Raw genomic sequence first — 26,003 nt, forward strand, 5'->3', positions numbered from 1 at the left:
CCGCCGGTCAGCGCGACCGTGGCCCGTAAGTGCCCGCCGCCCGGAACGCCTCGTCGAGGGGGGCGAGCAGCGCGGCGAGGCGGCGGGCGCCCGCGTCGCCGACCGGGGCCCACAGCGGGGCGCAGTGCGCGTCGGTCTCGGCCTCGATCCGCTCGCGCGCCGCCGTTCCGGCCTCGGTCACCGTGCCGTCGGGGGTGAGCCAGCCGCGGGCGGCGAGCCGGGCCGTCGCCGCGGCCCACTCCTCGTCGTCCCAGCGGCGGGTCGCCCGCGCGAGCGCCGTCGGCAGGCGGCCCGTGGCGGTCTGGAGGACCGTGCAGTCGCACGGGCCGAGGCGGTTGTCGGCGAGAACGACGAGATGGGCGTCGCCGCGCCATTCGCGCACCACCGTGAGCTGCTGCCAGAGCGCGACGAGCGGATCGTCCGGCAGCGCCACCGCCGCGTTGGCGGCGGCCAGCACCTTGCCGGAGTGGTCGGCCGCGGCGACGACCGGGTCGATCAGCGCCCGCGCCTTTGCGACCTGCTCGTCCGACAGCGGCACACCGACGCGCCGCAGCGCGCGCCCGACGGCCGTGAAGCGGGCCTCCTGCCACCGCTCCGGGGGTGCGACGTCCCAGACCCCGGTCATGGTCCGCACCGCCCGCGGGCTGAAGTTGTAGAAGGCGGCGTACGTCACCTGCCACGGGACGGCGCCCAGCGGGGCCGAGCGGAACGCGAAGTACGCGGGGCCGCGCTCGCTCACGCCGAGGGCGGCGGCCTCCTCGGCGGTCTCGGGGACGAAGTAGACGAAGGTGTGGGCGGCGCTGACGGCAGCGCTCACCTCACGTACTGCACTGGTGTCACGCACGGCGGTCGTCCTCCTCGCGGGCCGGTGAACCGTCGTCCGGGGCGAGGGCGGCGGCAGTCAGGGTCAGATGGCGGTCGAGGACGGCGGCGGCCCGGTCGGCGTCCCGGGCCAGCGCCGCCTCCTCCAGCAGGGCGTGCTCGCGGACGTGGTCGCGGCCGGGCGTGCGGTGCCCGGCCCAGCGGCGCATCAGCTCGCTCGCCGTCCACAGCCGGTCGAACGTGTCCAGCAGGACCGGGTTGCCGCAGCCGTCCAGCAGGGTGCGGTGGAAGAGGCGGTGCGCCTCGGCCCAGTCGGCGCTGTAGAACTCGCCCTCCCCGGGCACGAACGCGGGCGTGCGCGCCAGCCGGTGGTGGGCCGCGCGTACCCGCGCCTCCCAGTCGACGTCACCACGCGCGACGGCCATGCGCAGCAGCACCGGCTCGATGGTCCGCCGGGCCTCGCCGATCTCCTGCCAGCGCCGGTCGGAGAAGGCGGGCACCGCGAAGCCGCGGTTGGGCAGCCGGTCGGCGAGCCCGTCCCCGACCACCCGGACCAGCGCCTCGCGCACCACCGCCAGGCTGACCTCGTACGTTCCCGCCAGCTCCTGCGGTTTCAGGGCCTGCCCGGGCGTGTAGTCGCCGCGCAGGATCGCGTCGCGCAGGCGGGCGTACACCTGCTCGGAAAGCATGCGCTTCCCCGTGGGGGCCGGTGGGCCGGCCGTCGTTCCAGTCATGCGCTCATCATAGACGATCGCGCTGATAATCGATTATTGCTGTTATGGTCGATGACGTGGCCGACGCCGAACCGGCCCGCAGGGGCAGAACACTGCCCATTTCCTGAACTCTTGGAAGGAACGCACACGATGACCGGCAACGATCCCTTCGCCCGCCTCCCCGAGGCGGCCTCCTTCACCGTCACCAGCACCACCGTCGCCGACGGCGCCGCCTGGCCGATCGAGCAGTTCTCCGGCCTGTCCGGCGTCCCGGGCGGCAAGGACCTCTCCCCGCAGCTGTCCTGGAGCGGCGCGCCCGAGGGCACCCGCAGCTACGCGGTGACGGTCTACGACCCCGACGCCCCGACCGGGTCCGGCTTCTGGCACTGGGCCGTCGCCGACATCCCGGCCTCCGTGACCGCACTGCCGGAAGGCGCGGGCGACGACACCGGCTCGGGGCTGCCCGAGGGCGCCTACCAGCTGCCGGGCGACTCCCGCGCGGCCCGCTTCATCGGCGCGGCCCCGCCGGCCGGGCACGGCCCGCACCGTTACTTCGTGGTGGTGCACGCGCTCGACGTGGCGTCGATCGGAGTCCCGGCCGACGCCACCCCGGCCGTCCTCGGCTTCACCATGGCCGGTCACATCCTGGGCCGCGCGGTCCTGACCGCCACCGCCGAGACGCCCGCCGCCTGACCTTCCCGACGGCGAACGGCCGCGAGCGGCGCACCCGTGGAGACGGTTGAAGTCCCCACCCGGTGCGCCACTCGCGGCCGTTCGTCCCTCAGGCCTGCTCCACCACCGGCTGCTGCGCGGCGGCCGCGCCCGGCACCGGGTCCTCCGGGCCGCCGGAGACCGCGGCGACGACGGCGTCCGCCTCGGCGTTCGGCTCCGGCAGGACCAGGCCGAGCACCATGTAGACGACGAGCGAGGTGACCAGCGGGGTGACGACGACCGTGGTCTGCGAGGCCCCGTCGAGCCCGTACTTCACGAAGAAGTAGCCGCCGAGCCCGAGCGCCCAGGACGCGAGGGCCGCACGCGGCCCGCAGCGGCGGAAGGCGGGCAGCAGCCCGAGCAGCATCGGGATGGAGATCGGGCCCATGACGGCCGCGACCATGCCCACGATGATGCCGAGGACACCGCCGAAGTGGTCGGCCTCGATGGCCACGATCATGGAGCCGGCGATGAAGACGACGGTGAACACCCGCCCCGCCAGCAGACCGCGCTCGCCGCTCGCGTTGCGGAAACTCGGGAAGAGGGCGGGCAGGATGTCCCGGGTGACCACCGCGGAGACGGCGTTGGCGTCGGAGGAGGCCATCGCCATGGTGTGCGAGAACATGCCGGCCAGGGTCAGGCCCACCAGACCCATCGGCAGATAGGACTGCGCCATCAGCGCGTACGTCTGCTGCGGGTCCGCGATGTGCGGCATGAGCACCGGCGCGGCCACCGCGGGCAGCAGCAGGATCGCGGGCCAGACCAGGTAGAGCCCCGCCGACAGACCGGCCGAACGCCGGGCGGACTTGGGGGAGTCGGTGGCCATGTACCGCTGGGCCAGGTTCCACATGCCGCCGTTGTACTCGAAGAGCTTGACGACGATGTACGCGGTGAGGAAGCCGGCCGTGTAGGGGCCGACGAGCGGGTCGGTGTGGTGGGCGGGCAGCCGGTGCCACAGGGTGCCGAGCCCGGAGATGCCGCCGAGCCGGTCGAGGACCACCCACATCATGGACAGCGCGGCCACACCCTGGATGATGAACTGGCCGAACTCGGTGAGGGCGTCCGCCCACAGTCCGCCGACCGTGCAGTACAGCAGGGTGATGACGCCGGTCAGCAGGATGCCGTTGGTCATGGACATACCGGTGAAGACCTTCAGCAGCACCGCCACCGAGGCCCACTTGGCGGCCACGTCGAACACCTTGAGCAGGGCACCGCTCCACGCCAGCGCCTGCTGGGTGGGCACGTTGTACCGGCGCTTGAGGTACTCCAGCGGAGAGGCCACCTTGAACCGCTTCTGAAGCCGGTTCCAGCGGGGTGCGAAGAGGAAGGCGCCGACGCCGGTGCCGAGCGCGAGCGGCAGGAACGCCCAGACGTAGACGGTGATGCCGTAGTTGTAGGCGACCGCGGCGTAGGCCACGAACACGGCGGCGCTGTAACCCGACATGTGGTGCGAGATGCCGGTCAGCCACCAGGGCATTCTGCCGCCGCCGGTGAAGTAGTCGGAGACGTCGCTGACGCGCCGGTGCGACCACACGCCGATGAGGAGCATCACCACGAAGTAGGCGCCGAGGGTGGTCCAGTCCAGCCAATGCATAAGAGGACCTTCTTGTCGTGAGGGAGCGGGAGTCGGTCGAACTGCCGAAGGGGGGTGGGGCCTTGGGGCGGAGACCGCCCGGTGTCACCAGCGCGGCGACTTCTTCTCGTAGCTCGGGTCGAGGCGGCGCATGTACCCGGTGTCGTCCCGGTTGCGCAGGCCGCAGCGCAGGTACTGCTCGTGCAGTACGGCCAGCGCGTCACGGTCCAGCTCCACGCCGAGGCCCGGGGTGCGGGGGACGGCGACCGAGCCGTCGCGGAAGCCGAGCGCGCCGGGGGCGATCACATCCTCCGCCGGGTCCTTCCACGGCCAGTGGGTGTCACAGGCGTAGGTCAGGTTCTCGGTGGCGGCGGCCAGGTGCGTCATGGCCGCGAGGCTGATGCCGAGGTGGGAGTTGGAGTGCATGGACAGCCCCAGCCCGAAGGTGTCGCAGATCCCGGCCAGCAGCTTGGAGCGCTGGAGACCGCCCCAGTAGTGGTGGTCGGAGAGGACGACCTGCACGGCGTCGCCGCGCACCGCGGAGGGCAGTTCGTCGAAGGCGACCACGCACATGTTGGTGGCCAGCGGCATCGAGGCCTCGCGCGCCACCCGTGCCATGCCCTCCTGACCGGGGGTGGGATCCTCCAGGTATTCCAGGACGCCGTCCAGGTCCCGGGCCACCTTCAGCGAGGTCTCCACCGTCCAGGCGGCGTTGGGGTCCAGGCGCAGCGGCACCTCGGGGAACGCCTCGCGCAGGGCGAGGACCGCCTCCACCTCCTGCTCGGGCGGGAAGACACCGCCCTTGAGCTTGATCGCCGTGAAGCCGTACTCCGTCACCATGCGCCGGGCCTGCGCGACGATGCCCTCCGGGTCCAGGGCGGGACCGAAGGCGTCGGGCTCGTGCTCCGGGTGGCCGGCCCACTTGTAGAACAGGTAGGCGCTGAAGGGCACCGTGTCGCGGACGGCGCCGCCGAGCAGATCGCTGACGGGGCGGCCGGTGGCGCGGCCCCGGATGTCCAGGCAGGCCACCTCGAACGGGGAGAAGACCCGGTCCACCGTGGAGCTGGTGGTGATCATGCCGGTCAGGCCGTGGCCGTCGCTGCCGCTGTCCCCGCCGAGCACCTCGGCGACGCGCCGGCGCATCGGGCCGAGGTCGTGCACGTCCATGCCGGTGAGGGCGTCGGCGGCCGTGCGCAGCCGGCGCAGATGGCCCTCGTCGGCGTAGGTCTCGCCCAGTCCGGTGAGGCCCTGATCGGTGCTCACCTCGATGACCGCGCGCAGGGCGTAGGGCTCGTGGACGCCGACGGCGTTCAGCAGGGCCGGGTCCTTGAACGCCACGGGGGTGATGTCGACGCGGGTGATCCGCAGTGCCTCGCTCATCGGATGTCGTCCCCCTCGGCGATGATGCGCTCCAGCTCGGCGAGATCCTCGGGGGCCGGGTCGGTGAGCGGCGGCCGTACCCCGCCGACGTCGAGGCCGCGCAGCCGGACGGCCGCCTTGACCAGGGAGACCGAGTAGCCGGGCACGCGCTCGCGCAGGGCGATCAGCGGGTGGTAGAAGCCGGCCAGCAGCCGCTGCACCTTCTCGTCGTCCCCGGCCGTGACCGCCCGGTGGAAGGCGAGGGCGATCTCGGGGGCGAAGCAGAACACCGCCGAGGAGTACAGGTCCACGCCGATGCCCCGGTAGGCGAGCTGGGTGCCCTCGGCGGTCGGCATGCCGTTGAAGAACTGGAACTCCGCGCCGCCGGTGGCCGGGTCCGCCCGGACCGCGGTCACGATCCGCGACAGCAGATCGAGGTCGCCGGTGCCGTCCTTCAGGCCCACGACCCGCGGCATCCGGGCCACCTCCAGGGCGGAGGGCACGTCCAGGCGGGCGTTGGCCCGCTGGTAGACGATGACCCGCAGCGAGGTGGCGGCGACGACCTCACGGACGTACGCGACCAGTCCGGCCGGCGGGCCCGCCACCAGGTACGGCGGCATCAGCAGCAGACCGTCCGCACCGGCCTCCTCCGCCGCCCGCGCGTACTCCCGGGCCAGCGGGAGCGCGCCGCCGGCACCCGCGAAGACGGGCACCCGGCCGTCCGCCATCCGCACCGCGGTGCGCACCACCTCGGCGTACTCCGCCACCCCCAGGGCGTGGAACTCGCCGGTGCCGCAGGCCACGAAGACGCCGCCCGGGCCGGACTCGATCCCGGCCTTGAGATGGTCCGAAAGTTTCGACACGTCGACCGAACCGTCGACCCCGAACGGGGTGACGGGAAAGAACAGGATGCCCTGGAGCACGGAGACCTCATCCACTTGCTGACCGCATATGTGAACACTCATCACGATGACGAATGACTCGGGGAATGTAAGGTCGGCGGATCGCCAGGGTCAAGGCGTTTGCGCGGCTCCGTTTTCACCCTTCGGACACGATGCGGCAACGGAGACGGGGGACAAGGAGGTGTCCGGGGGCCGCGGCGGAGGGGGCCTGGGTGCGGCAGGAAAGGTTTCGAACGGCCGCGCCCGCGGAGTGAGTTGCGCACAGCACGGCGGCCCGGCACGGGTACTCCGTGCCGGGCCGCCGGGATGTTGCCGGGGTGTCGCCGGGTGTCCTCAGTCCTCCGGGCGCAGCAGTCCGCGCCGGTACGCCGGGACGAGGTGCTGCGGCACCAGACGGGAGACGCCGTCCACCGTCACCGGTACGAGACGGGGAGCGGCCGCCCTCCACCGGGCGCGGCGGTTGCGGGTGTTGCTGCGGGACAGTTTGCGCTTGGGCACGGCCATGAGGAGTTCCTCCGTCGGGCGGGAGCCGGGTGGGGCGGGAGTGGTCAGGAAACGGGGTCGAGGAGCGCGTCGAAGGCGGACGGCAGGCGCTTCCATGCCTCGGCGCCGCCCGCCAGCTCCTCGTCGGTGAGCAGGCAGGACGCGAGGACGGTGGACAGCTCGTCCCCGTCGAGCCCGGGGGAGGTGAACACAAGGTGCTGGCCGCGGTCCCCGTGCTCGGGGTGCCAGTCGAGCGCGGCGGCGGCGCGGCGGGCCGGCGGCACCAGGTCCCAGGCCGCGTCGGGCAGCGAGGCGAGCCAGGGGCCGGTGTCCTCCACGCACAGGGCGCCGCCCGCCGCGTCCCAGGACAGCAGGGTGTCGGGCCGGTCGGCGAGCCAGAACCGGCCCCGGCTGCGGACCGCCGCGCAGCACAGCTCCTCCAGCGCGGCGTACAGACGCTCCGGGTGGAAGGGCCGCCGGCCGCGCCAGACCAGGGTGGCGACGCCCGCCTCGTCCGCGTTCTGCGGGAGCCGGGCGCACGCGGGGTGCTGCGCCACCGCCGCGGCCTCCACGTCGAACCCGCTGAACGCCAGCCGGGCCGGCTCCGGGGAGTCGAGCGGGACGCGCAGGGCCGTCGGGTGGAGCTGGGTGAGCAGCGCGAGGTCGTCCGGGTCCGCCGCGCCGGGGTCGGCCAGGACGTGCACGGCCGGGTACTCCAGCTGGCGGGCGAAGGTGTCGCCCACGGTCCGCCGGTCCGTCGATGCCGCCGCCAGCCCCGCCTCGGCGAGATCGTCCCCGTTGCCGAGGGTGGGCAGCACCAGCGCGGGGTCGACCACCGTCATGACGTTGGCCAGGCGCAGGACGTCGGCGCCGTGCGCGGCCACCAGCTCGGCGACCGCGCGCGGCTCGACGGAGTCCCACAGCTCGACCACCGCCAGCCGGGTCGTGCCGTCCTCCGCGAGCCGTCGCAGCTCCGGCAGCAGGTCCTCGCGCAGGGCGCAGCACGCGCAGCCGCCGGCCAGCGGGATCTCGTCGTACGCGCGCGGGCCCGAGAGGTCGCGGACGGTGCGCCGTACGGTGCCGGACGCGGCCGCCGACAGGTCGTGGTGAACGGCGACGCCGCCGGGCACGTCGCGCAGCAGCCGGTCCACGGTGCGCCGGCGCGCGTCGGCGTGCAGACCGGCGACGAGCAGGACGGGGAGCGGGCGGGCAGCGGACATCAGCGGGCCCCGCGGCCGTAGCGGCGCTCGAAGCGCTCGACGCGCCCGGCGGTGTCGACCACCCGGGCGGTGCCCGTGTAGAAGGGGTGGCTCGCCGAGGAGATCTCGACGTCGACCACGGGGTACACCTCGCCGTCCTCCCACTCCACGGTGCGGTCGCTGGTCAGGGTGGAGCGGGTGAGGAAGGCGAACCCCGCCGCCCGGTCACGGAAGACGACGGGGCCGTAGGGCGGATGGATGCCGGATTTCATGGTGGGTCCTCGGAGGGGTCGGAACGGGGGCTGTGATGTCGCGGCCGGGCGTCAGCGTTCCTCGCGGAAGTCGACGTGCCGGCCCGCGACCGGGTCGTACTTGCGCAGGACCAGGCGGTCGGGATCGTTCCGCCGGTTCTTGCGGGTCACGTACGTGTAGCCGGTGCCGGCGGTGGAACGGAGCTTGACGATCGGACGGATCTCGTTGCGAGCCATGGGGGTAGCATACGACAATGATTTTCATTATCAACAGGGGTCTGTCGCCCCGGAGAGGACCAGGACACCCATGTCCGCGCACTGCCAACTGACCGGGGCGCGACCCGGCTTCGGCAACAAGATCTCCCACTCGCACCGGCGCACCCCGCGCCGCTTCGACCCCAACATCCAGCGCAAGCGCTACTGGCTGCCGAGCGAGGGCCGGTACGTCCGGCTGGTGCTGAGCGCCAAGGGCATCAAGACGGTGGACGCCCTCGGCATCGAAGCCGCCGTGGCGCGCATCAGGGCGCGAGGGGAGCGCGTCTGATGGCCAAGAAGAGCAAGATCGCGAAGAATGAACGGCGCAAGGCGGTCGTCCAGCGCTACGCCGCCCGCCGCGCCGAACTGAAGGACATCATCCGCAGGCCGGACTCCAGCGAGACCGAACGGGCCGAAGCGCTGCGGGAGTTGCGCCGCCAGCCGCGCGACGCCAGCGCCACGCGGGTACGCAACCGCGACGCCGTCGACGGCCGGCCGCGCGGACATCTGCGCACGTTCGGCCTCTCCCGGGTCCGAATGCGCGAACAGGCACACGCGGGGTTCCTGCCGGGGGTGACGAAGTCGTCCTGGTGAGGTGACGGCCCTCGGCGGACGGCGGGGCCGGCCGCTGTCTGCCGGGGGTACGGCTGTCCGCCGGGGGGGCGCCTGCCGGGGGTTCGGTTGTCTGCTGGGGGGGCGTCTGTCGGTGGCGGGTTCGGCTGCTCGCCGAGGGCCTGGCGCTTGGCGAGACCTGGCGCCGGCCGAGGATCCGGCGCCTGCCGAGGATCCGGCGCCTGCCGGGGGCCGGTGCCTGCCGGGGGTTCGGTTGTCTGCTGGGGGGCGTCTGTCGGTGGCGGGTCCGGCTGCTTGGCGAGGACCCGGCGCTTGCCGAGACCGGGCGCCTGCTGAGGACCGGGTGCCTGCCGGGGGACCGGTGCCCACTGGGGACCGGTTGTGGCAGGCGGACCGCTGCGTGTCGCGGGACCGGGTCGTCCTTTCGGCCGGGTACGGGGGTGTCGGTGCGAGCAGGTCGCGGGCCGGCGCTCCCGGCCGTGCGCCGTCGCCTCCGCTGCCGTCGAAAACCCGGCTGCCGATGGCGGGTTCGGCTGCCCGCCCGGGTCCGGCGCCTGCCGGGAGACCGGCGTCGGAGACGGGTTCGGCCGCGCGTCGAGGGCTCGGCGCCAGCCGGGGCCCGGCGCCCATTGAGGGTCTGGTTGCGCGTCACGGGACCGGGTCGCCCCTTCGGTCGGGCGCAGGGGGTTCGGTCCGGGCAGGCCGCAGATCGGCGCCCGGCCGGGCGCCGTCGCGCCCGCTGCCCGTCGACGACCCGGCTGACTGCCGGGGGCTTCGACTGTGGGCGGCGGACCCGGCTGCGCGCCGAGGGGCCGGCGTCCGCCGGAAACCGGCTGTCGCGGGCGGGCCCGGCTGCGCACCGAGGGCCTGGCCTGCCGGTGGCGGGACCGGCTACCCGTCGAGCGCCCGGGCCGCGCGCATCCGGCCCTGGTCGGGTGGGGGCGCGGGGAGCAGGTCGGTCTTGGGGGCGGGCAGGTCGTAGAGCGCGTAGAGCCGGCGCCGGATCCGTTCGGCCGGGTACTGGCCGCCGTACACCGCCGTTTTGAAGATCACGCCCTCCAGGACGCTGCGCAGCAGTACCTCCTCCAGGGCGGGGTCCGCCGCGCCCCGGGCGGCGAACATCTCCCGCAGTGTGTCCTCCAGCGCCGCCAGCCGCTCCTCCTTGCGCGCCTCGGCCGCCGCGAACAGCGGATGCGTGGCCGGGTTGACCACGAGGCTCAGCGTGATGCGCTGCACCGGCACCGTCGCGGCGGCGGTGACGAGGACCCCGTCGATGATGGCGGCCAGCCGTTCGTCGGGCGTGCCCCGCACCTCGACGAGCGTGGCCACGCCGTCCAGATAGCGGTCCAGGAGTTCGTCGACGAGGCTCTGCTTGCCCGGGAAGTAGTACGTCAGCAGGCCGCGCGAGACGCCGGCCCGGGCGGTGATGTCGGAGACCGTGGCGTCGTGGTACCCCTTCTCGGCGAAGACCTCCAGGGCCGCACCGAGGATCTTCTCCCGCGACTGGGCCCGCAACTCCTCGTTCGCCTCCGGCCTTCGCGGCGACACCGCCACCCCACCTTCTCTCGACTCGCGCTGCACGCCGGGAGCGGCCCCCAGCAGGACCATTGTCCCTTCCCCGGCCCCGGGCGCCCTTCCGGGGCGGCGTCCGGTCCGAACTCGGCTGTACTCAAAGGTAATTGGGATTCGGCATTTCGACTGGCTGGCTGTACAGTCAACCGCGTTCGAAACCGCCCGGGGCCGCGCGGCACCGCACGCCCCGGCCCCGCGGGCACGCGCGCACACGGCCGTACGCACAGACGCGGACAGCACCGACAGACACGAACAGCACGGACACCGAGAGGGACGAACCACAGTGGCGAGCAAGGAAGAACTCAAGGCGGCGCTCCACGCGGCCTTCGACGCCGCCGTACCGAACGGGGCGGGGTACACCAAGGTCTACGCCTCGGACATGAAGCAGCGGAACTACGTCGTGTACCGCAGCACCACGGTCTACAACTACGCCGTCGGCTTCAGACCCGGCAGCACGGAACTGGTCGTCGTACCGGTCGAGGAGAACAACGGGGTGATCACCCCGGGCACGCCGGTCACCATCACCGACACCAACCGCGCCGCCGTGAAGAAGCGCGACCTCCAGGGCCGCTTCCACCTCTCCACCACCGACGGCCAGAAGTTCCGTCTGACGGTCATCCCGTCGGTGCCGCGGATAACCGCCGGCTTCTACCAGCTCCCCGTCGATCAGAAGGAGGAGTACGAGGCGTTCCAGACGGTCAGGGACCTCATCTGCGCCTGAGTGCTCGTCCGAGTGCTCATCCGAGTGCTCGTCGATACGGGTCCTCCGGGGGCGGAAGGAGCGAGGCTCCGGAGGGGAGCCCCCGGGGGACCGGACGGCCGGGCCCTCCGCCGGCGGACGGGGCGCCGGCGGAGGACCGGGGCCGTCACGCGATCAGTGCCACGTACTTCTCCTCCAGGAACTCCAGGATGCCCGCGGAGCCGCCCTCCCGGCCCAGGCCGCTCTGCTTGACCCCGCCGAACGGCGCCGCCGGATCGCTCACCACGCCCCGGTTGACCGCGACCATCCCGGCCTCCAGCCGGCGGGCGACGGCCATCGCCTCCCGTTCCTCGCCGAACACGTACGCCATCAGCCCGTGCACCGTGTCGTTGGCCATCCGCACCGCCTCGTCGACGTCCTCGTACCGGACGACGGCGGTCACCGGCCCGAAGATCTCCGTCCTGGTGAGCGGCGAACCGTGCACGACCCCGGTGAGCAGCGTCGCGTTGTAGAACGCGCCGCCGGCCCGGGCGCCCCCGCCCCGTACGAGGGTCGCCCCCCGCGCGACCGCGGCCTCGACGAGGGCGGCGACCTTGTCCCGCTCGGCGACCGACACCAGCGCGCCGAGCGTGTGCGCACGCTCCAGACCGGGGCCGACCGTGACCTCGGCGAGCGCGGCGTCCATGTCGGCACGTTCGGGCCGATCGCCGCGTACCTGACCGAGCGGTTCCCGTCGGGCGTGCGCTCCACCGGGTACGGCGTCGGGTACAGCCTCGCGCTGATCGCGCCGGCCTTCTACCAGTTCTCTCTGCGGCAGTTCGACGGCGTCATGTCGGCGCACCTCGCCCCGGCGGTGCTGCTCGCGCCGGCCGGCGTGCTGATCAGCGTCGGCGGCCTCCTCGGCCCGGAGACGAAGGACGTCGACATGGCCGACGACAGCACGATCCCGGCCCTGTCCTGACGGCACCGCCCCGGCGGGGCGCGATCTCCTGTACGTGTGTGCGCGGGCACCCGGTTCCGGGCCCGCGCACACGCATGTGTCCAGGGCCGCCCGGGACGGGGTGTTCTAGACCGCTTGCCGGCCGAGGTCGTCGGGTCGGTAGTGGCCGCCCAGTTCGCGTGTGAGTTCGCGCGCGGTGTCGACGACGATGCACAGTTCGGGGGCGTCGTCGGACATCGCCAGGGTGTTGTCCGGGCCGACCACGGCGATGCTGGCGCAGATGCCGTACTCGTCGAACACGGGCGCCGCCACCGCGACCACGCCGGGGGTGCTCATCGCCGAGCAGTGCCCGACGGCACGCACCTGCTCCACGCCCGCGCGCAGTTCGTCACGCGTCTGATGCGGCAGGTCGGCCATCAGCCGCTCCATGGAGAGCTGGTCGGCGTGGTAGGCGAGGAAGATCTTGCTCTGCGCGGTGTCCAGCGGCAGATGGCTGCCGACCCGACCGCGTCGATCTGGTCACGAGAGCCTCCGCCGGTGGTGTTCGAGGGTTGTGTCATCCTGCCCAATCGCCTCTACGGGACCGGGGCCGGTCCGGGCACGCGCGGCGGGTTTCCGGGCACGCACGGGGGGCGTCCCTTCCGTCAGGCGTCGAGTTGTTCCTTGCGCTGCTCCGGGGCGGCCGGGCGGTGGGTCGCGTTCGCGCCGGTGGTGGTGCGGGCCGCGGCGCGGGCGGGGCCGTCGGGGAGGGTGAAGGCGAAGACCGCGGTGAGTGCGGCGAGGGCCGCGAGCGCGAGGTAGGCGTGCTGGTAGGCGGCGATGGGCGGGTCCGCGACGGCCGCCGCCCGCGGGGTGCCCAGGACGAGCGCCGTGGTCACCGCGGCCGGCGCGAGCGCGCCGCCGGTCTGGCGCACGACGGTGTTCAGCGTGGAGGCGTGGGCGAGGTCCCGCCGGTCCACGGTGGCGAGCGAGGCCACCGTCGTCGGCACGAAGAAGCAGCCGATGGCGATGCCGAAGAGGAACATGTAGGCGCGGAACGTCCACAGGCCGGTGTCCGCGTCGCAGGTCGCGAAGAGCAGCAGCACCCCGGCCACCCCGGCCGTGCCGCAGCCGATGATGAGACGGGGCCCGATCCTGGCGTAGAGGACGCCCACGAGCTGGACGGTCAGCAGCACGCCGAACGCCTCGGGGAACGTGGTCAGCCCGGATTCCAGGGCCGAGCGGTGCTGGGCCTGCTGGAGGAAGAGCGGGCCGATGTACAGGGCGCCCATGATGGGTATCAGGCCCACCAGATTGAGCAGGTTGGTGTCCCGGAACAGCCGGTCGCCGAACAGACGCAGCTTCAGCAGCGGATGCCGTACACGCAGTTCGAACAGCGCGGCGGCGACCAGCAGCAGCGCGCCGAGCACGAGCGAGACCAGCACGGCAGGTGACGACCAGCCGCGGTTGGGCCCCTCCGAGACGCCGAACATCACACTGCCCAGCGCCGAGGCGCTCAGCAGCAGACCAGGCAGGTCGAAACGGCCGGGGCGGGCGGAGCGGTGGGCGGCCAGGAAGACCGCGCCGAACAGCAGGGCGGGCAGCCCCACCGGGAGGTTGACGTAGAAGACCCACCGCCAGCTCAGCCGGTCCACCAGCAGCCCGCCGAGCACGGGTGCCGCCGCCGGAGCGATCTGCTGCGGAATGATCATGTACCGCGAGATGCGCACCTGTTCCGAGGTGCTGAACGTGTGGAACAGCAGAGCGGCCGAGGCGGGGAACAGCACACCGGCCGACAACCCCTGCACCGCCCGGTAGCCGACGAGCTGGCCGAGCGTGGCGGCGGTGCCGCACAGCAGCGAGGAGGCGAGGAAGCCGGCCAGTGCGGTCAGCAGCACCTGCTTGCCGCCGAACCGCTCGACCAGCCAGGCGGACGCGGGGATGGCCATGGCCAGACAGACCGGATAGATGACGACGACGCCGTCCAGCGCGGCCGTCGTCAGCTGGAACTGACGGGCGATCGAGGGCAGTGCCACGGTGGTGATGGCGCCGTCGACGATCGCGATGAACGTCACGCTGACGCACATGACGGGAACGACGAGGCGCTGGTTCAGGTGCGCGCGGGGACGGAGGCGATTACGGAGACGGGGGCTCTTGCGCGGGCGCGGGAGGGGCGGTCCGGGGCGACGTGAAAGCACTTGCTGAGCATACACACTATGTGTGTGCTCATAGAATCGTTCCTAGAATGGTTTCCGCGGAGGGTCGCTTCGCATGGTTTCTTCGCGAACGAGGTGGCGCATGGCAGTGCAGGGCAGCAGTGACGTCCTGGTCGACGAGCTCTACGAGACGACGAACGGACTGCGGCAGTTCGTGGAGGCCCGGCTGCGGGAGAAGGGGGCGTCGGTCGCCCGGCTGCGCGCGCTGCGGATGCTGGCGTCGGCGGAGGAACCACTGCGGATGCGGGACCTGAGCGAACGGGCGGGCATCGCGGCCCGGACGGCGACGACCATCGTCGACAGCCTGGAGCGCGACGCACTGGTGGAGCGGGTACGGCACCCCCGGGACCGGCGGGCCTTCCTGCTGCGCCTCACGGACGAGGGCCGCCGCTGCCACAGCGAGGCCGAGGACGTCGACCGCCTCGCCCTGGCGGAGGCGACGGCACGCCTCGGCGCGTCCGACCGCGAGCAACTGCGCGCGCTCCTGGCACGCATCCGGGAGGCGACGGGGTGACGCGGGGGCGGCGCGCTCGCCGTGACCGGTCCGGAGCAACGGGCGGTCCGCAGGCGTTTCCCGCCGGGGCGATGTTCGTTGAGGTCGGCATGATCAAGAAAATGCTCGTGCGCGCGTCCTGCCTCTCCGCCCTGACCGCCGCGCTCCTCGCGTCCGCCCCCGCGTCCCACGCCGCCGCCGTCGCCGCCCCGCTTCCCGCCCCGTCCGCCGGGGCGCCGGGGGCGCCCCTGGTCGGCGGGCTCCTCGGCTCGCTGGAGGTGGGACACCCCGTCACCTCGCTGCGGACGCTGGTTCCGGCGGGCGTGCTGGGGCGGTAGCCCCACGCGAACGGGAACCGGGAATCCGGGCGCGTCCGCCGGCGGGCCTCGGGAGCGTCGGCTCACAGGCTTCCGAGCAGCCCGTCGAGCGGCGCCGGCACGCACCCCTCCTCCAGCGCCTCCACGAGGAGCCGGCCGTAGCGGATCTTGCGCCCCTTCTTCGTGCCGAGGAAGCGCCGCAGCAACTGTTCCCGGGGCCGGCCGTGCTGGGCCGGCTGGCGCAGGAACGTCTGCCAGGCGCGGAGTTCGCCCTCACCGCGGACGATCTCCTCGACCCGGTCCGCGCCCAGCGCCCGGATCAACTCGTCCTCCAGATCGCGTACGCACACGAACACCTGACCGGACGGCGCCCCGGCCCGCCGCAGACCGCGGTCGAAGAAGGGCCGCTCGCGTTCGTCGCACAACCCCGACAGCCGCAGACCGAGTCCGGCCGGCCCGAGGAGCCCGGCGTACCGCCCGACGCTCATCGCCCCGCCCATCGGCACCACGCACACCCCCTCGGCGGCCAGGTCCCGCCCGCACCGGGCGGCCAGCGCCTCCACGGCCGCGAGATCACTGGCCCCCTCCACCAGAACGGCTGTCCGCACCCCCACCCGCCCGGCCAGCTCCGCCGCGATCCCACCGGCACCCCCGGCCGCCCAACGCCCCACCTCGTCCCGGAACGCACCCATGCCCACCATGCCGCGAGTCTGCACCCCGGCCCCCGGCCCCCGGCCCCCGGCACGGCACACGGTTTTACGTCCGGACGGTCCCGGACGCCCCGGACGGCATCCGGTGGCGCGCGACCGGATCAGCGGGAGCGCAGGGCCGCCTTCAGGACCTGCTGGACGGTGCGCGCGGGGTGGCCGATGACGGATTCCAGGGTGGGATCGGTGACGTCGAACTCGCCTTCGCGGGCGGCGGTGAACATCGTCAGAAGGAACTCCGCGGCCGGACGCGGCATGCCGTTGGCGACCGCGGCCGACAGCCACTCCTCGTCGTCCATGGTGACGTGGGTGAGGGTCCGGCCGGTGAGGCGGCCGAGGATCCCGGCGACGTCGGCGAAGTCCAGCGCCTGGGGTGCGGTCAGCGGCGGTGTGATGCCGTCGAGCGTTCCGTGGCCGTCGTCGGTCAGGGCGGCGGCCGCGGCTTCCGCGAGGTCCTCGTGGGCTGTCCAGGAGAACGGGCCGTCCTGCGGCACGGCGAGCGTGCCGGTCTCCAGGGCCGCGCCGATGTAGTGCTCCAGGGCGGCGGCGTAGAACCCGTTGCGCAGCGCGGTGTACGGGACCCCCTGCCGCTGGAGGTGCGCCTCGGTCGCCGCGTGGACCGGCTGCGGCAGAAAGCGGGAGGTGGCCGAGGAGGCCTGGTGGCTGGTGTAGAGGATGCGCCCGGCGCCCGCCTCCCGCGCCGCGTCGATGGCGGCGGTGTTCGCGGCCACCGCGCCGTCACCCCGTATGGACGCCGAGACGACGAGGACGCGCTCGGCGCCCTCGAAGGCGTGCTTGAGCCCGCCGGGCTCGGTGAAGTCGCCCGCCCGCACCCGGACCCCGCGCGCGGCGAGACCGGCGGCCTTGTCCACGTCCCGCACGCTGACGCCGATCCTCTCGGCCGGTACGCGTTCCAGCAGGCGGTCGACGATCAGCGCTCCGAGGCGACCGGTGGCTCCTGTGACGATCAGCATGGGTGACTCCCGTTCGTATGTCGTGTCCAGCGGAGTCGACGATATCACTGATATTTCCATTGGCTCGAACGAGTGGTGCCGGAGACGCGCAACAGGGCGCTGAAGAGGAGAAGTGCTGCTGCCTCCGGCGAAGTTTCGCGGCAGTATCAATGGAAACATCAGCTGTCGCGTATCGGCGATATCATCGTGTTCATGGCTTCGAACACGCAGCGGCGAGACACCACCCGGGAGCGCATCGTGAAGGTCGCGGCGGACCTGTTGCGCGAGCAGGGGCCCGCCGCGGTGACCACGCGCCGGGTGGCGCAGGAGGCCGGGCTCCAGCCCCCCGCCCTGTACCGCTTCTTCCAGGGCAAGGACGACCTGGTGGACGCGGCGGCGGAGCATGTCTTCGCCGAACACGTGGCGCGCAAGCAGACCGCCGCGCCCTCGGACGACCCCGTCGAGGACCTCCGCGCCGGATGGCGGACACAGATCGAGTTCGGGCTGGACAACCCGCACGTCTTCGCGCTGCTGCTCGATCCGGTCCGCGCGCGCGACACCCCGGCGGAGGCCAAGGGGGTGCGGATCCTGGCCGAGCGGGTGCACCGGATCGCCGCCGCCGGGCTGCTCCGGGTGAGCGAGGAGCGCGCCGTCAATCTCATCCGCGCCGCCGGGACCGGCACCGTCCAGACCCTGCTGACCCTGCCGCCGGGGCAGAGCGATCCGCAACTGGCCGACGCCGCCTTCGACGCGGTCGCCCGCGCCGTCCTCGTCGACGAGCCCGCCGTCCCCACCCGCGACCCGGCGGCCGTCGTCGCGGCGTTCCGCACTCTTCTGCCCGAACTGTCCACCCTGAGCAGGCCCGAGGCCGCGCTGCTCGACGAGTGGCTGCGGCGCTGACGGCGCGGCACGACCGCACTCGGGCGGTCGGTCAGACCATGGGCGAGAGGTGGGCGCGGGCCCAGGTCTCGAAGTCCGTTGTGGGCAGGCCGAGTTCCCGGGCGTGGCTCGGGTCGGCCGGCTGGGGGTGGTCGTTGAGGGCCGCCTGGCCGTGGCCCGCGCCGGAGAGACCGGCCGCGACCGCCTCCTCCTCCGTCATGTCGGGTGCGGTCAGCGTGGTGCCGAGGACGCGGGAGAGGATGTCCGCGATCTCCGCCATCGTGCGCCGGTCGCCCGCCAGCTCCAGTTCCACGCCGTCGAACCGCTCGGGGTCGGCGATCGCCGCGGCCGCCGCGCTGCCGATGTCGTCGAGGGCGACGAGTGAGAGGCGCGTAGCGGGCTTGAGGAGGCTGACGAGCCCGCCCTCGACGCCGCGCGGGAAGACGTCGCGCTCCGAGGGCAGGAAGTTCTCCATGGAGTAGCTCGGCTTGAGCAGCGTCCAGTGCGCGAACCCGGCCCCGCGCACCCGGTCCTGGATCTCCGCCTTCGTGGCGTAGTACGGCTCCAGGGCGGCCCAGCGTCCCTTCACCCAGGTGACGTGCTGTCCCGTGCCGGAGGTCGTGGTCTGGACGAAGTGCGGTACCCCGGCGGCCCTGGCGGCCTCGATGAGGTTGACGGCCTGGGCGAGTTCGCCCTCGAAGCCGCGGCCGGCGAGGTCGGGCATCTGGACGGAGAAGACCGCGCGGGCGCCCTCGGCCGCCGCGCGGAGGGAGTCGCGGTCGTCGAGGTCCCCGGTGACCAGCTCCGCGCCCAGTGCTTCGACGGCCCGGGACCGGTCGGTCGTCGCGTCGCGGACCAGGGCGCGGACGGGTGTGCCCGACGCGAGCAGGGCGCGGGCGGTGGCGCCGCCCTGACGTCCGGTGGCGCCGGTGACCAGGACGGGGGCGGGGGTGGGGGCGGGTGCTGTGGTCATGGGGGTCCTCGGAGTCGTGGCGATGCGGCTAAGTGGCGGGGGCCGCCACTTACGTTCCGGGTACGATACGGAGGCCCCCGCCACTTGGCAACCCGGAGAGGACGCCATGCCCGACCGTCAGCGTGCGGACGCCCGGCGCAACTACGCGCGCATCCTGGCCATCGCCGAGAAGGAGGTCGCCGCCCATGGCGCGGACGCCTCCCTCGAACGGATCGCCCGCCTCGCCGGAGTCGGCTCGGCGACCGTGCGCCGGCACTTCCCCGGCCGGCGGGCGCTGCTCCAAGCGGTGTTCGGCGAGCGGATCGAGGCGCTGTGCGTCCACGCCGCATCGCTGGCCGGGGCCGCCGACGCCCGCGCCGCGCTGCTCGAATGGCTGGGCGCGCTCACCGACTACAGCGCCTCGGCACGCGGCATGGGCGAGGCCCTGGCGCAGGACGGGCTGGACGATCCGTCCCACGTGAACGTCTGTGCGGCGGTGCTCGGCCGGGGGCTGGAACCGCTGCTGCGGCGCGCGGCCGAGGCGGGCGCGGTGGCGCCGGACGTCACCGCCGCGGATCTGCTCGCCCTGGTCACGGGCATCGCACTGGCCACGGAGGGCCGTCCGGACGCCGCCGCGGAGGCGCGTCGGCTGCTCGATCTGACGGTACGGGGGGTGAGCCCCGAGCGGTCGGTGCCGGCCGTCACGGAGGGGGCCCGGTAGGCGAGGCCGGCGCGGTCGGCGTCGGCGGTCGCGGGGGAGCGCCCCTGACGGTGGCCGGGTGAACGCCCGCCGGGTCCCGGGCCGGTGGGTCCCGGGCCGGCGGGTCAGTCCGCGAAGGCGGCCACGTACGACGCCACGCAGGACTCGGGCGTCGCGCGCGAGGTGACGACATGTCCGTCGACCGTCACCGGCGGGGTGAGCGGGAGCTGGAGCAGCCGCTCGGAGCGGGCGGCGGCGAGCTGTTCGGCCGGCAGCAGCGTCCAGGCCTCGGGGTCCCGGCCCACCTCGAACAGCACGTGGAGCATGTCCCCGGCGGGCGGCCGTACCGGCGCCAGGGGCAGCGCGGCGAGGATCGCGTCGTGCAGCGGCGGGTCGCTGTCGCGGGCCGGGAGCCGCAGGCCGCGCGGGGCGAGGTCGGCGAGGCCGACCGCGGGCTTCCCGGCGGCGGGGTGCGCGTGGCCGAGCACCGCGTGCAGCGGCTCGGACCAGGCCCGTACGACCGTCAGCGCCGTGGACGCGACCGTGCCGCGGACCAGCGCGAGGTCCAGTTCGCCCCCCAGGACCGCGTCGAGGCGGGCGGCCACCGGCAGATCGACCAGCTCCGGCTCGGCGGGGCGGTCGCCGTCGCCCAGGCGGGACAGTGCGCGGTCGAGCCGCCCGGTGACGCAGGACGCCACGCCGATGCGCAGCACGGCCGCCGGTTCCCCGGCCACCACCCGGACCCGGGCCGCCGCGGCCAGGGTCTCGCGGGCCGCGGCGAGCACCCGCTCGCCGGCCGGGGTGAGCCGCACCCGCCGTGACGTGCGGTCGAGCAGCCGTACGCCGAGCTCCCGTTCGAGCCGGACGATCTGCTGGCTCACCGCCGGCTGCACGATGCGCAGCCGCTGGGCGGCGCGTCCGAAGTGCAGCTCCTCGGCGACGGTCACGAAGTACTGCAACGCCCTCAGTTCCACTCCTCTGATCTATCACGGAATGTGATCGCTGCCGGGCGGATCCGGTCATTGTTCGTCCGGGCCGCGTCGACTGTGATGGGTGCCGGGCCCGCCACCCGGACCCGTCACCCGGGTCCGCGGCCCGGGCTCGACACCGAACGGAGAAAACAGACAGTGAGCACTGCAACCCTGGGCATCATCGGCACCGGCATGGTCGGCGCCGGGGTCGCCCGCCGCGCCGTCGACGCCGGCCTGGACGTCGTCGTCAGCAACTCGCGCGGCCCCGGCACGCTGGACGACCTGGTCGACCGGCTCGGCCGGCGGGCCCGCGCGGCGACGCCCGCCGAGGCGGCGCGCGCCGGCGAGGTGGTCCTCGCGGCCGTACCACTGGCGGCCCGTGGGCGACTGCCCCTTACGGAGCTGGAGGGCCGGATCGTGATCGACCCGATGAACTACGCGCCGGGGTTCGGCTGGAACATCCCCGAGCTCGACAGCGACGCCCTCACCTCCAGCGAGCTGGTCCAGCGCGACCTTCCCGGCGCCCGGGTGGTCAAGGCCCTGCACAACATCGGGCCCAGGCAGCTCCTGGACCTCTTCCGCCCGGCCGGAGCCGCCGACCGCACCGCGCTGCCGCTGTCCGGCGACGACCCGGACGCCAAGAAGGAGGTGACCGCGCTGCTGGACGTCCTCGGCTTCGACACCGTGGACCTGGGCACGCTCGCGGAAAGCTGGCGCAGCGAACCCAACACACCGCTGTACGCCCTGCCGTACGTGGACCGTCCGCCGACGGGTCTTCCCACGCAGGAGCTGGTCGCCTGGATCCAGCAGGCCCCCGGCACACCGGCACCCGCCGCCCGCATCGAGGAACTCGCCGCCGCGGCGGTACGCGGCCCGGCGGGCTTCCGGATGGACTAGCGGCCGTCCGGGGCGAGGGCGGTCATCCGGACCGGACCCGTCCGGTCCGGGCGAGGGCGGTCAACCAACCGGAGCCGTCCGAACCGGACCCGGCGGCCGTCCGAACCGGACCCGGGCGGCCGCTCGCCCGGGCCGAGCCGCCCCCGACCCGGTCCGCTACCGGTCGCCCGGTCCCCCGAGGTCCTGTGCCACCCAGCCCGGCGCGTCCAGCCGTACCGGGTCCGTGCCGACGAGTTCTCTCAACCGGGCTTCCAGCCGCGCGAGTTCGGCGGAGCCGATGCGCCGTTCCCACTGCGCGCGCAGTTCGTCGAAGACCTCCTCGCCCTGCCGCATCACCTCGAAGCCGAGCGGGGTGACCCGGAGCCGCTTGCGGCGGGCGTCGAGAGGGTCGGCGTCGCGGGTCACATAGCCGCGCTCCTGAAGCACCGCGATGGTCTTGGCCGCCGCCTGCTTGGTGACCGACAGACGGCGGCCCAGTTCCGAGGCATTGTCGGCCCCGGCGGCGATGGCCCGCATGGCGAAGTCGTGGGCGGGGCGCACCCCGTCGTACCCGCGGCGGTCCAGCTCGGCCGTCGCGGCGTCCACCAGCGAGCGGAAGCCCCCCAGCAGGAGCAGGGCGAGGTCGGCGCCGGATCGTGACATGGCAGCAGCGTACGTCGTGGCGCTCGGCCGCCCTCGACAAAGACAACTTCGTTGTCTAATGTGGGAGAGGTAATGGACAACGAGGTTGTCCAACGGAAGCGGTGACCACACCAAGCTCACCCGGGACCACGAGGACCACCATGAACATCCCACCCGCGGGCGCCACCCTCCCCGGCCTCACGCACCACCGCGCGGACGTCAACGGCACACGGCTCCACTACACGGCGGCCGGTACCGGCGGCTCCCCGGTGCTCCTCGTGCACGGCTTTCCCGAGACCTGGTGGACGTTCCACCGGCTCATCCCGCTGCTTGCCCGCGACCACCGGGTCTTCGCCGTCGACCTGCGGGGCTTCGGCGACTCCGGCGACGGGCCGGGCCCCTGTGACAGCGGAACGGCGGCCGAGGACCTGCGCCTGCTCATCGAGCGGCTCGACGTGGGCCCGGTGCACCTCACCGGCCAGGACATCGCGGGAGCGACCGTCTTCCGCCTGGCGGTCACCCACCCCGGGAGCGTGCGCAGCCTCACCGGGATCGAGATGGGGCTGCCCGGGTTCGGCCTGGAGGCACTGGCCGACGTCACCAGCGGCGGCACCTGGCACATCGGTGTGCTCGCCGCCCCCGGCATCCCCGAACTGCTGCTCGCCGGACGGGAGAGGGAGTTCCTGGGCAGGTTCGCCTTCCCGGCGCTGAGCGCGAGGCCGGACGCGGTCACCGACGCCGACCTCGCGGAGTTCGCCCGCGCCTACGCACGCCCCGACGGCTGGCGGGGCGCGAGCGGCCTCTACCGGTCGATGCTGGACGAGGGGCCCGAGATCAGGAAGCTGGCCGACGATCCCGGGCTGACCGTGCCCGTCCTCGCGGTCGACGCGGGCGGGGCCCCGTTCACGACCGACACCCTGTCCCGCGCCGTGGCGGCCGGGAGGGGACCGGCGCCGCGTGCCGTCGAGTCGGTGAGACTCGACGGCGTCGGCCACTACGCCGCGCTCGAGGACCCTGACGCACTGGCGAAGGCCTTGCTGCCCTTCTTCGCCCGCGTCGATGCCACCGCCCACGCCGTGTGAAACCCGGCCGTTCCCGGGGCCGGGCCGCCACGGTCGCCCGGGCCGGTCACGCACTCCGGCCGGTGGGAAGAGCGTCCCCCGCCGCTCGCCGCTCGCCGCTCGCCGCTCGCCGTTCGCCGTCCGTGGTCAGCGGTTTCCGGCCGCGCAGCCCTCCGCGGCGGTGAGGTAGCGCCGCACGGGGCCGAGGGTGAGCATGCCGGTGGCCGCGCCGGCGTGTTCGGTGCGGGCGTCGCGCAGGGCGGTCGCCGCGCGGGCGGCGGGTGCGGGCTCGCCGAGGAGTACGGCGGCGTGTGCGGTGAGGCACCACAGGGCCTCCTGAAGGTGGTCGTGCGGCGGCTCCGGCGTCGCGGCCAGCGCGGCGCGGGCCTCCTCGGTCCGGTGCCGGGCGAGGAGAACGAGCGGTGCCGCCCAGGGACGGTACGGGCCCCAGTCGAGCGCGGTGTCGACGGGGGCGGGGCGGCCGTGCAGCAGCCGCAGGCCGAGCAGGGCGAGCGGGAGCAGACCGCGGCGCAGCCCCGGCATCCCGGCCGCCGCGAGGGCGTCGTCGGCCTCCCGGTAGGCCGCGGCGGCCGACGCCGCGGACGGGCCGCCGGGCCCCGCGCTGCGGGCGGCGGCGACCCGGGCCCGGAACCAGCCGGTCAGCACCGGCACGAGACGGGACTCGTGCACGGCGGCGAGCCGCTCCGCCGCCCGCGCGTGCGCTTCGGCGGCGTCGAGGTCGCCGAGCGCCGACGCGGACTGGAGGCGTACGAGCCGGCCCAGGATGCCGTGGGCCGGCAGCCCGTGCCGGGCGTCGAGCGCGACCAGCTCCGCACCGATCGCGTCCCGTCGCGGGGCGAGGCCGGGACGCGCGAAGGACTGGAGGAACACACCGTTGAGCGCGAAGGCCAGCAGCGCGGGGTCGTCCAGACGGCGTGCCAGGGCCTCCGACTCGCGTGCCGCCGTCCGCGCCCGCTCCAGGGCGGGCTCCGCGAGACCGGCGGGGCGGCTCTCGACGGCGATCGTGGCCAGCAGACGGACACGCAGGTCGGCGGGGGCGTCCGGGCCGAGCGCGGCGAGCGTGCGCGCGGCGGCCGCCACGACCGCGCCGGCCTGGACGTCGTCGTCGGCCCGGCTCCAGATCGCGGGCACGTCGTAGGCGCCGACGACCCGGGCGGTCAGTACCGGATCGCCCGTCCGCTCGGCCGCCTCGACGGCGGCCAGCCGGTCGCGGCGCGAGAGGACCAGCGCGTCCCCGCCCGCCAGCGCGAGGGTCCGGGCCAGGTCCACCGTGGTGCGGGGACCCAGCCGGGCGCCCGCCGGCCCCAGCAGGGACCCCGCGTACGGGGCGGGCGCGCGGGGCGGCTCCAGCGACGCGGACCGGTTCAGGACGTCCTGCTCCAACCGCCGCAGCGCCGGGCCGGGATCGAGCCCGAGCCGGTCCACGAGCAGCGTGCGGGCCCGGCGCAGCGTGGCCAGCGCGTCGGCCGGCCGCCCGTCGCGGTAGAGCGCACGGGCGAGCAGCGCCCAGGCGTCCTCGCGCCACGGATGTTCGCCCGCGTGCGCGGCGAGATCGGCGACGAGCTCCGCCCCCGCACCCGAGTCGAGCAGCATCCCGGCGCGCAACTCCACGGCCTGCAACCGCAGTTCCTCCAGCCGTGTCCGCTCCCGCTGCGCCCATCCGGCATCGGGCAGATCCGCGTAGGGCACGCCGCGCCACGCGGCGAGGGCGTCCCCGAGCGCGCCGACGAGGTCGGGGGAGCGGCGGGTGGCGGCCGGCGCGTCGGGGGAGCGGCGGGCCGCGGCCAGCGCGTCCTCGAAGCGGTACACGTCCACGGCCCGGCGCGGCAGCCGCAGCGCGTACCCCGGGCCCTCCGTGACGAGGAGGCGCGCCGGGGTGCGGGGTGCCCGGTCCGGCTCGAGGGTACGGCGCAGCGCGGCGACGAACGTCCGCAGCGCACCTACCGCACGGGCCGGCGGCTCGGTCCACAGGTCGCCGACGAGGGCGTCCGTGGTGACCATCCGCCCCTCGGCCGCGACGAGCCGCGCGAGCACCTCCCGGTGCCGGGGCCCGCCCAGGTTGACCACGCCGCCGTCCTCGCGCAGCGCCCGCACGGCACCCAGTACATCGATCCGCATGCGCCCCATCATCCGCGCCCGCCCCACCGGCCGCGCCCCGCACACCCCCTGGCCGCCTTCCCGCCGCCCGCTTACTGATCGGTTGCTGATCGGCGCCGCGCACGGTGGTCCGGTCAGCGCACCCACGGCAGGAAGGCCCCCCGATGAAGACGTCCACGACACCCGAGACCCCCACGGCACCCACGATCCCCGGCTTCGACTACGTACGCCTGCCCGGCGAGGGCGGTGTGGAACTGTCCGCCGCGCTCGCCGGGAGCGGCAGCCCGGTGGTCCTGCTGCACGGCTTCCCCCAGACCCACCTCATGTGGCGGCACGTCGCCCCCCGGCTCGCCAAGGAGCACACGGTCGTCTGCCCCGACCTGCGCGGCTACGGCGCCACCGACAAACCCCGGGCCGCCGCCGCGCACACGTACGCCAAGCGCACCATGGCCGCCGACATCGTCTCGGCCATGGCCTCGCTGGGCCACGACCGGTTCGCCCTGGTCGGCCACGACCGCGGCGCCCTGGTCGCCTTCCGGGCCGGCCTCGACCACCCGGAGACCATCACCCACCTGGGCATCCTCGACGTCGTACCGACCCTGGACATGTGGAACGTGCTGCACGGCGTCTCGGCCGCCGTCGCCCACCACCTGTACCTCATGGCACAGCCGCCCGGCCTGCCGGAGACGATGATCGCCAACAGCGCCGACGCGTTCTTCGGCTCCTTCCTCGACGCCTGGGCGGCCGACCCGGCCACGCTCCCCGACGAGATCCGCGCCGAGTACCTGCGGGCGAGCGCCGCAGCCGTCGACTCGATCGTCGCCGACTACCGCGCCTCCGCCGGCGTCGACGTCACCCACGACCAGGCCGATCTGGACGCCGGCTCCCAGCTCGCCATGCCCGTCACGGTCGTCCAGCAGGACTGGGGCTCCCACCTCGGCTACGACGCCGCCGAGGTCTGGCGGGCCTGGGCCCCCGACCTCGACCACCGCCTCACCACAGCGGGCCACTTCATGGCCGAAGCGGATCCGGACGGGATCACCGCGACGATCCGCGGCCTCCTCGGTCGCTGAACCATCGGTGGAC

General features: G+C 74.1%; 30 protein-coding genes and 1 pseudogene. 12 read left to right on the forward strand and 19 right to left on the reverse strand.

Features of this window, described 5'->3' with window-relative positions; all coding sequences use genetic code 11:
• Nucleotides 1–7: 7 nt before the first annotated feature.
• Together IO29_RS01170 and IO29_RS01175 are read right to left on the reverse strand one after the other, a co-directional pair.
• On the reverse strand, nucleotides 8–844 hold the full coding sequence (locus IO29_RS01170) for an SCO6745 family protein (RefSeq protein ID WP_030377100.1): 837 nt from the start codon (nucleotides 842–844) through the stop codon (nucleotides 8–10).
• A complete protein-coding gene (locus IO29_RS01175) occupies nucleotides 837–1,556 on the reverse strand; it encodes a GntR family transcriptional regulator (protein WP_051707107.1) in 720 nt (239 codons plus the stop codon). Before IO29_RS01175 ends, IO29_RS01170 begins: the two co-directional genes overlap by 8 nt.
• Nucleotides 1,557–1,685: 129 nt before the next feature.
• Between IO29_RS01175 and IO29_RS01180 the strand changes: the two genes are divergently transcribed.
• Nucleotides 1,686–2,228, forward strand: coding sequence for a YbhB/YbcL family Raf kinase inhibitor-like protein (locus IO29_RS01180; RefSeq protein ID WP_030377102.1), 543 nt, complete (start codon nucleotides 1,686–1,688; stop codon nucleotides 2,226–2,228).
• 88 nt (nucleotides 2,229–2,316) lie between these two features.
• Here IO29_RS01180 and IO29_RS01185 read toward each other — a convergent pair whose 3' ends face one another.
• The 7 genes from IO29_RS01185 to rpmG form a co-directional block, all read right to left on the reverse strand.
• The gene (locus IO29_RS01185) at nucleotides 2,317–3,840 is read right to left on the reverse strand and encodes a sodium:solute symporter family protein (RefSeq protein ID WP_030377103.1); all 1,524 of its coding nucleotides are present in this window, start codon (nucleotides 3,838–3,840) and stop codon (nucleotides 2,317–2,319) included.
• A gap of 84 nt (nucleotides 3,841–3,924) precedes the next feature.
• Nucleotides 3,925–5,199 carry a glucarate dehydratase family protein gene (locus IO29_RS01190; RefSeq protein ID WP_030377104.1) on the reverse strand — a complete coding sequence of 425 codons (1,275 nt, stop codon included), beginning with the start codon at nucleotides 5,197–5,199 and terminating at the stop codon, nucleotides 3,925–3,927.
• Nucleotides 5,196–6,116, reverse strand: coding sequence for a 5-dehydro-4-deoxyglucarate dehydratase (locus IO29_RS01195; RefSeq protein WP_234307346.1), 921 nt, complete (start codon nucleotides 6,114–6,116; stop codon nucleotides 5,196–5,198). Before IO29_RS01195 ends, IO29_RS01190 begins: the two co-directional genes overlap by 4 nt.
• Nucleotides 6,117–6,413: 297 nt before the next feature.
• Entirely contained in the window at nucleotides 6,414–6,584 is a 171-nt protein-coding gene (rpmF, locus tag IO29_RS01200; protein ID WP_030377106.1) for a 50S ribosomal protein L32, read from the reverse strand.
• A 44-nt stretch (nucleotides 6,585–6,628) separates the two neighbouring features.
• Nucleotides 6,629–7,783: a CobW family GTP-binding protein gene (locus IO29_RS01205; RefSeq protein ID WP_030377107.1), complete on the reverse strand. Its 1,155-nt coding sequence runs from the start codon at nucleotides 7,781–7,783 to the stop codon at nucleotides 6,629–6,631.
• Nucleotides 7,783–8,034, reverse strand: coding sequence for a type B 50S ribosomal protein L31 (locus IO29_RS01210; protein WP_030377108.1), 252 nt, complete (start codon nucleotides 8,032–8,034; stop codon nucleotides 7,783–7,785). Before IO29_RS01210 ends, IO29_RS01205 begins: the two co-directional genes overlap by 1 nt.
• Nucleotides 8,035–8,085: 51 nt before the next feature.
• The gene (gene rpmG / locus IO29_RS01215; protein WP_030377109.1) at nucleotides 8,086–8,250 is read right to left on the reverse strand and encodes a 50S ribosomal protein L33; all 165 of its coding nucleotides are present in this window, start codon (nucleotides 8,248–8,250) and stop codon (nucleotides 8,086–8,088) included.
• 70 nt (nucleotides 8,251–8,320) lie between these two features.
• On the opposite strand from rpmG, the gene rpmB reads away from it, so the two are divergent.
• Both rpmB and rpsN read left to right on the forward strand, forming a co-directional pair.
• On the forward strand, nucleotides 8,321–8,557 hold the full coding sequence (gene rpmB / locus IO29_RS01220) for a 50S ribosomal protein L28 (RefSeq protein WP_030377110.1): 237 nt from the start codon (nucleotides 8,321–8,323) through the stop codon (nucleotides 8,555–8,557).
• Entirely contained in the window at nucleotides 8,557–8,862 is a 306-nt protein-coding gene (rpsN, locus tag IO29_RS01225) for a 30S ribosomal protein S14 (RefSeq protein ID WP_030377111.1), read from the forward strand. The genes rpmB and rpsN overlap by 1 nt, the downstream gene beginning before the upstream one ends.
• Before the next feature lie 870 nt (nucleotides 8,863–9,732).
• On the opposite strand, the gene IO29_RS01230 is transcribed toward rpsN, so the two are convergent.
• Complete coding sequence (locus IO29_RS01230; protein ID WP_030377112.1) at nucleotides 9,733–10,389, reverse strand: TetR/AcrR family transcriptional regulator; 657 nt, start codon at nucleotides 10,387–10,389, stop codon at nucleotides 9,733–9,735.
• Between the two features lie 307 nt (nucleotides 10,390–10,696).
• Between IO29_RS01230 and IO29_RS01235 the strand changes: the two genes are divergently transcribed.
• Nucleotides 10,697–11,134: a hypothetical protein gene (locus tag IO29_RS01235; protein WP_030377113.1), complete on the forward strand. Its 438-nt coding sequence runs from the start codon at nucleotides 10,697–10,699 to the stop codon at nucleotides 11,132–11,134.
• A 145-nt stretch (nucleotides 11,135–11,279) separates the two neighbouring features.
• Here the strand turns inward: IO29_RS01235 and IO29_RS01240 are convergent, their stop codons facing one another.
• Nucleotides 11,280–11,798: an aldehyde dehydrogenase family protein gene (locus tag IO29_RS01240; protein WP_234307347.1), complete on the reverse strand. Its 519-nt coding sequence runs from the start codon at nucleotides 11,796–11,798 to the stop codon at nucleotides 11,280–11,282.
• A 54-nt stretch (nucleotides 11,799–11,852) separates the two neighbouring features.
• Here IO29_RS01240 and IO29_RS35425 point away from each other — a divergent pair, with 54 nt between their 5' ends.
• A complete protein-coding gene (locus IO29_RS35425) occupies nucleotides 11,853–12,074 on the forward strand; it encodes a hypothetical protein (RefSeq protein ID WP_234307348.1) in 222 nt (73 codons plus the stop codon).
• A gap of 105 nt (nucleotides 12,075–12,179) precedes the next feature.
• On the opposite strand, the pseudogene IO29_RS01245 reads toward IO29_RS35425, so the two are convergent.
• Nucleotides 12,180–12,545 (reverse strand): annotated as a pseudogene (locus tag IO29_RS01245) (IclR family transcriptional regulator domain-containing protein); the annotation flags it as partial.
• Between the two features lie 152 nt (nucleotides 12,546–12,697).
• Nucleotides 12,698–14,107 carry a DHA2 family efflux MFS transporter permease subunit gene (locus tag IO29_RS01250; RefSeq protein WP_199806816.1) on the reverse strand — a complete coding sequence of 470 codons (1,410 nt, stop codon included), beginning with the start codon at nucleotides 14,105–14,107 and terminating at the stop codon, nucleotides 12,698–12,700.
• 223 nt (nucleotides 14,108–14,330) lie between these two features.
• Here IO29_RS01250 and IO29_RS01255 point away from each other — a divergent pair, with 223 nt between their 5' ends.
• Nucleotides 14,331–14,762, forward strand: coding sequence for a MarR family winged helix-turn-helix transcriptional regulator (locus IO29_RS01255; RefSeq protein ID WP_030377118.1), 432 nt, complete (start codon nucleotides 14,331–14,333; stop codon nucleotides 14,760–14,762).
• A 101-nt stretch (nucleotides 14,763–14,863) separates the two neighbouring features.
• Nucleotides 14,864–15,079 carry a hypothetical protein gene (locus IO29_RS01260; RefSeq protein ID WP_234307349.1) on the forward strand — a complete coding sequence of 72 codons (216 nt, stop codon included), beginning with the start codon at nucleotides 14,864–14,866 and terminating at the stop codon, nucleotides 15,077–15,079.
• A 62-nt stretch (nucleotides 15,080–15,141) separates the two neighbouring features.
• On the opposite strand, the gene IO29_RS01265 is transcribed toward IO29_RS01260, so the two are convergent.
• On the reverse strand, nucleotides 15,142–15,759 hold the full coding sequence (locus IO29_RS01265; protein ID WP_030377120.1) for a TOPRIM nucleotidyl transferase/hydrolase domain-containing protein: 618 nt from the start codon (nucleotides 15,757–15,759) through the stop codon (nucleotides 15,142–15,144).
• A 110-nt stretch (nucleotides 15,760–15,869) separates the two neighbouring features.
• A complete protein-coding gene (locus IO29_RS01270; protein ID WP_030377121.1) occupies nucleotides 15,870–16,739 on the reverse strand; it encodes an NmrA family NAD(P)-binding protein in 870 nt (289 codons plus the stop codon).
• 192 nt (nucleotides 16,740–16,931) lie between these two features.
• Here IO29_RS01270 and IO29_RS01275 point away from each other — a divergent pair, with 192 nt between their 5' ends.
• Entirely contained in the window at nucleotides 16,932–17,618 is a 687-nt protein-coding gene (locus tag IO29_RS01275) for a TetR/AcrR family transcriptional regulator (protein WP_030377122.1), read from the forward strand.
• Nucleotides 17,619–17,649: 31 nt separating this feature from the next.
• Here the strand turns inward: IO29_RS01275 and IO29_RS01280 are convergent, their stop codons facing one another.
• Nucleotides 17,650–18,570, reverse strand: coding sequence for an NmrA/HSCARG family protein (locus tag IO29_RS01280; RefSeq protein ID WP_030377123.1), 921 nt, complete (start codon nucleotides 18,568–18,570; stop codon nucleotides 17,650–17,652).
• A gap of 106 nt (nucleotides 18,571–18,676) precedes the next feature.
• Here IO29_RS01280 and IO29_RS01285 point away from each other — a divergent pair, with 106 nt between their 5' ends.
• The gene (locus IO29_RS01285; RefSeq protein WP_051707112.1) at nucleotides 18,677–19,270 is read left to right on the forward strand and encodes a TetR/AcrR family transcriptional regulator; all 594 of its coding nucleotides are present in this window, start codon (nucleotides 18,677–18,679) and stop codon (nucleotides 19,268–19,270) included.
• Nucleotides 19,271–19,374: 104 nt separating this feature from the next.
• Here IO29_RS01285 and IO29_RS01290 read toward each other — a convergent pair whose 3' ends face one another.
• Nucleotides 19,375–20,223, reverse strand: a complete 849-nt coding sequence (locus IO29_RS01290) for a LysR family transcriptional regulator (protein WP_030377125.1) — start codon at nucleotides 20,221–20,223, stop codon at nucleotides 19,375–19,377.
• 153 nt (nucleotides 20,224–20,376) lie between these two features.
• Between IO29_RS01290 and IO29_RS01295 the strand changes: the two genes are divergently transcribed.
• Nucleotides 20,377–21,117 (forward strand): NADPH-dependent F420 reductase, encoded by a 741-nt coding sequence (locus IO29_RS01295; RefSeq protein WP_030377126.1) that lies wholly within the window; start codon nucleotides 20,377–20,379, stop codon nucleotides 21,115–21,117.
• Nucleotides 21,118–21,273: 156 nt separating this feature from the next.
• On the opposite strand, the gene IO29_RS01300 is transcribed toward IO29_RS01295, so the two are convergent.
• Complete coding sequence (locus tag IO29_RS01300) at nucleotides 21,274–21,759, reverse strand: MarR family winged helix-turn-helix transcriptional regulator (protein ID WP_030377127.1); 486 nt, start codon at nucleotides 21,757–21,759, stop codon at nucleotides 21,274–21,276.
• Between the two features lie 140 nt (nucleotides 21,760–21,899).
• Here IO29_RS01300 and IO29_RS01305 point away from each other — a divergent pair, with 140 nt between their 5' ends.
• Complete coding sequence (locus tag IO29_RS01305; protein ID WP_030377128.1) at nucleotides 21,900–22,820, forward strand: alpha/beta fold hydrolase; 921 nt, start codon at nucleotides 21,900–21,902, stop codon at nucleotides 22,818–22,820.
• A gap of 126 nt (nucleotides 22,821–22,946) precedes the next feature.
• Here the strand turns inward: IO29_RS01305 and IO29_RS01310 are convergent, their stop codons facing one another.
• Nucleotides 22,947–24,938, reverse strand: a complete 1,992-nt coding sequence (locus IO29_RS01310) for an AfsR/SARP family transcriptional regulator (RefSeq protein ID WP_030377129.1) — start codon at nucleotides 24,936–24,938, stop codon at nucleotides 22,947–22,949.
• A gap of 143 nt (nucleotides 24,939–25,081) precedes the next feature.
• Here IO29_RS01310 and IO29_RS01315 point away from each other — a divergent pair, with 143 nt between their 5' ends.
• On the forward strand, nucleotides 25,082–25,990 hold the full coding sequence (locus IO29_RS01315) for an alpha/beta fold hydrolase (protein ID WP_051707114.1): 909 nt from the start codon (nucleotides 25,082–25,084) through the stop codon (nucleotides 25,988–25,990).
• Nucleotides 25,991–26,003 lie beyond the last annotated feature (13 nt).

This window comes from Streptomyces sp. NRRL F-6676, assembly GCF_000725625.1.
GTDB lineage: Bacteria > Actinomycetota > Actinomycetes > Streptomycetales > Streptomycetaceae > Streptomyces.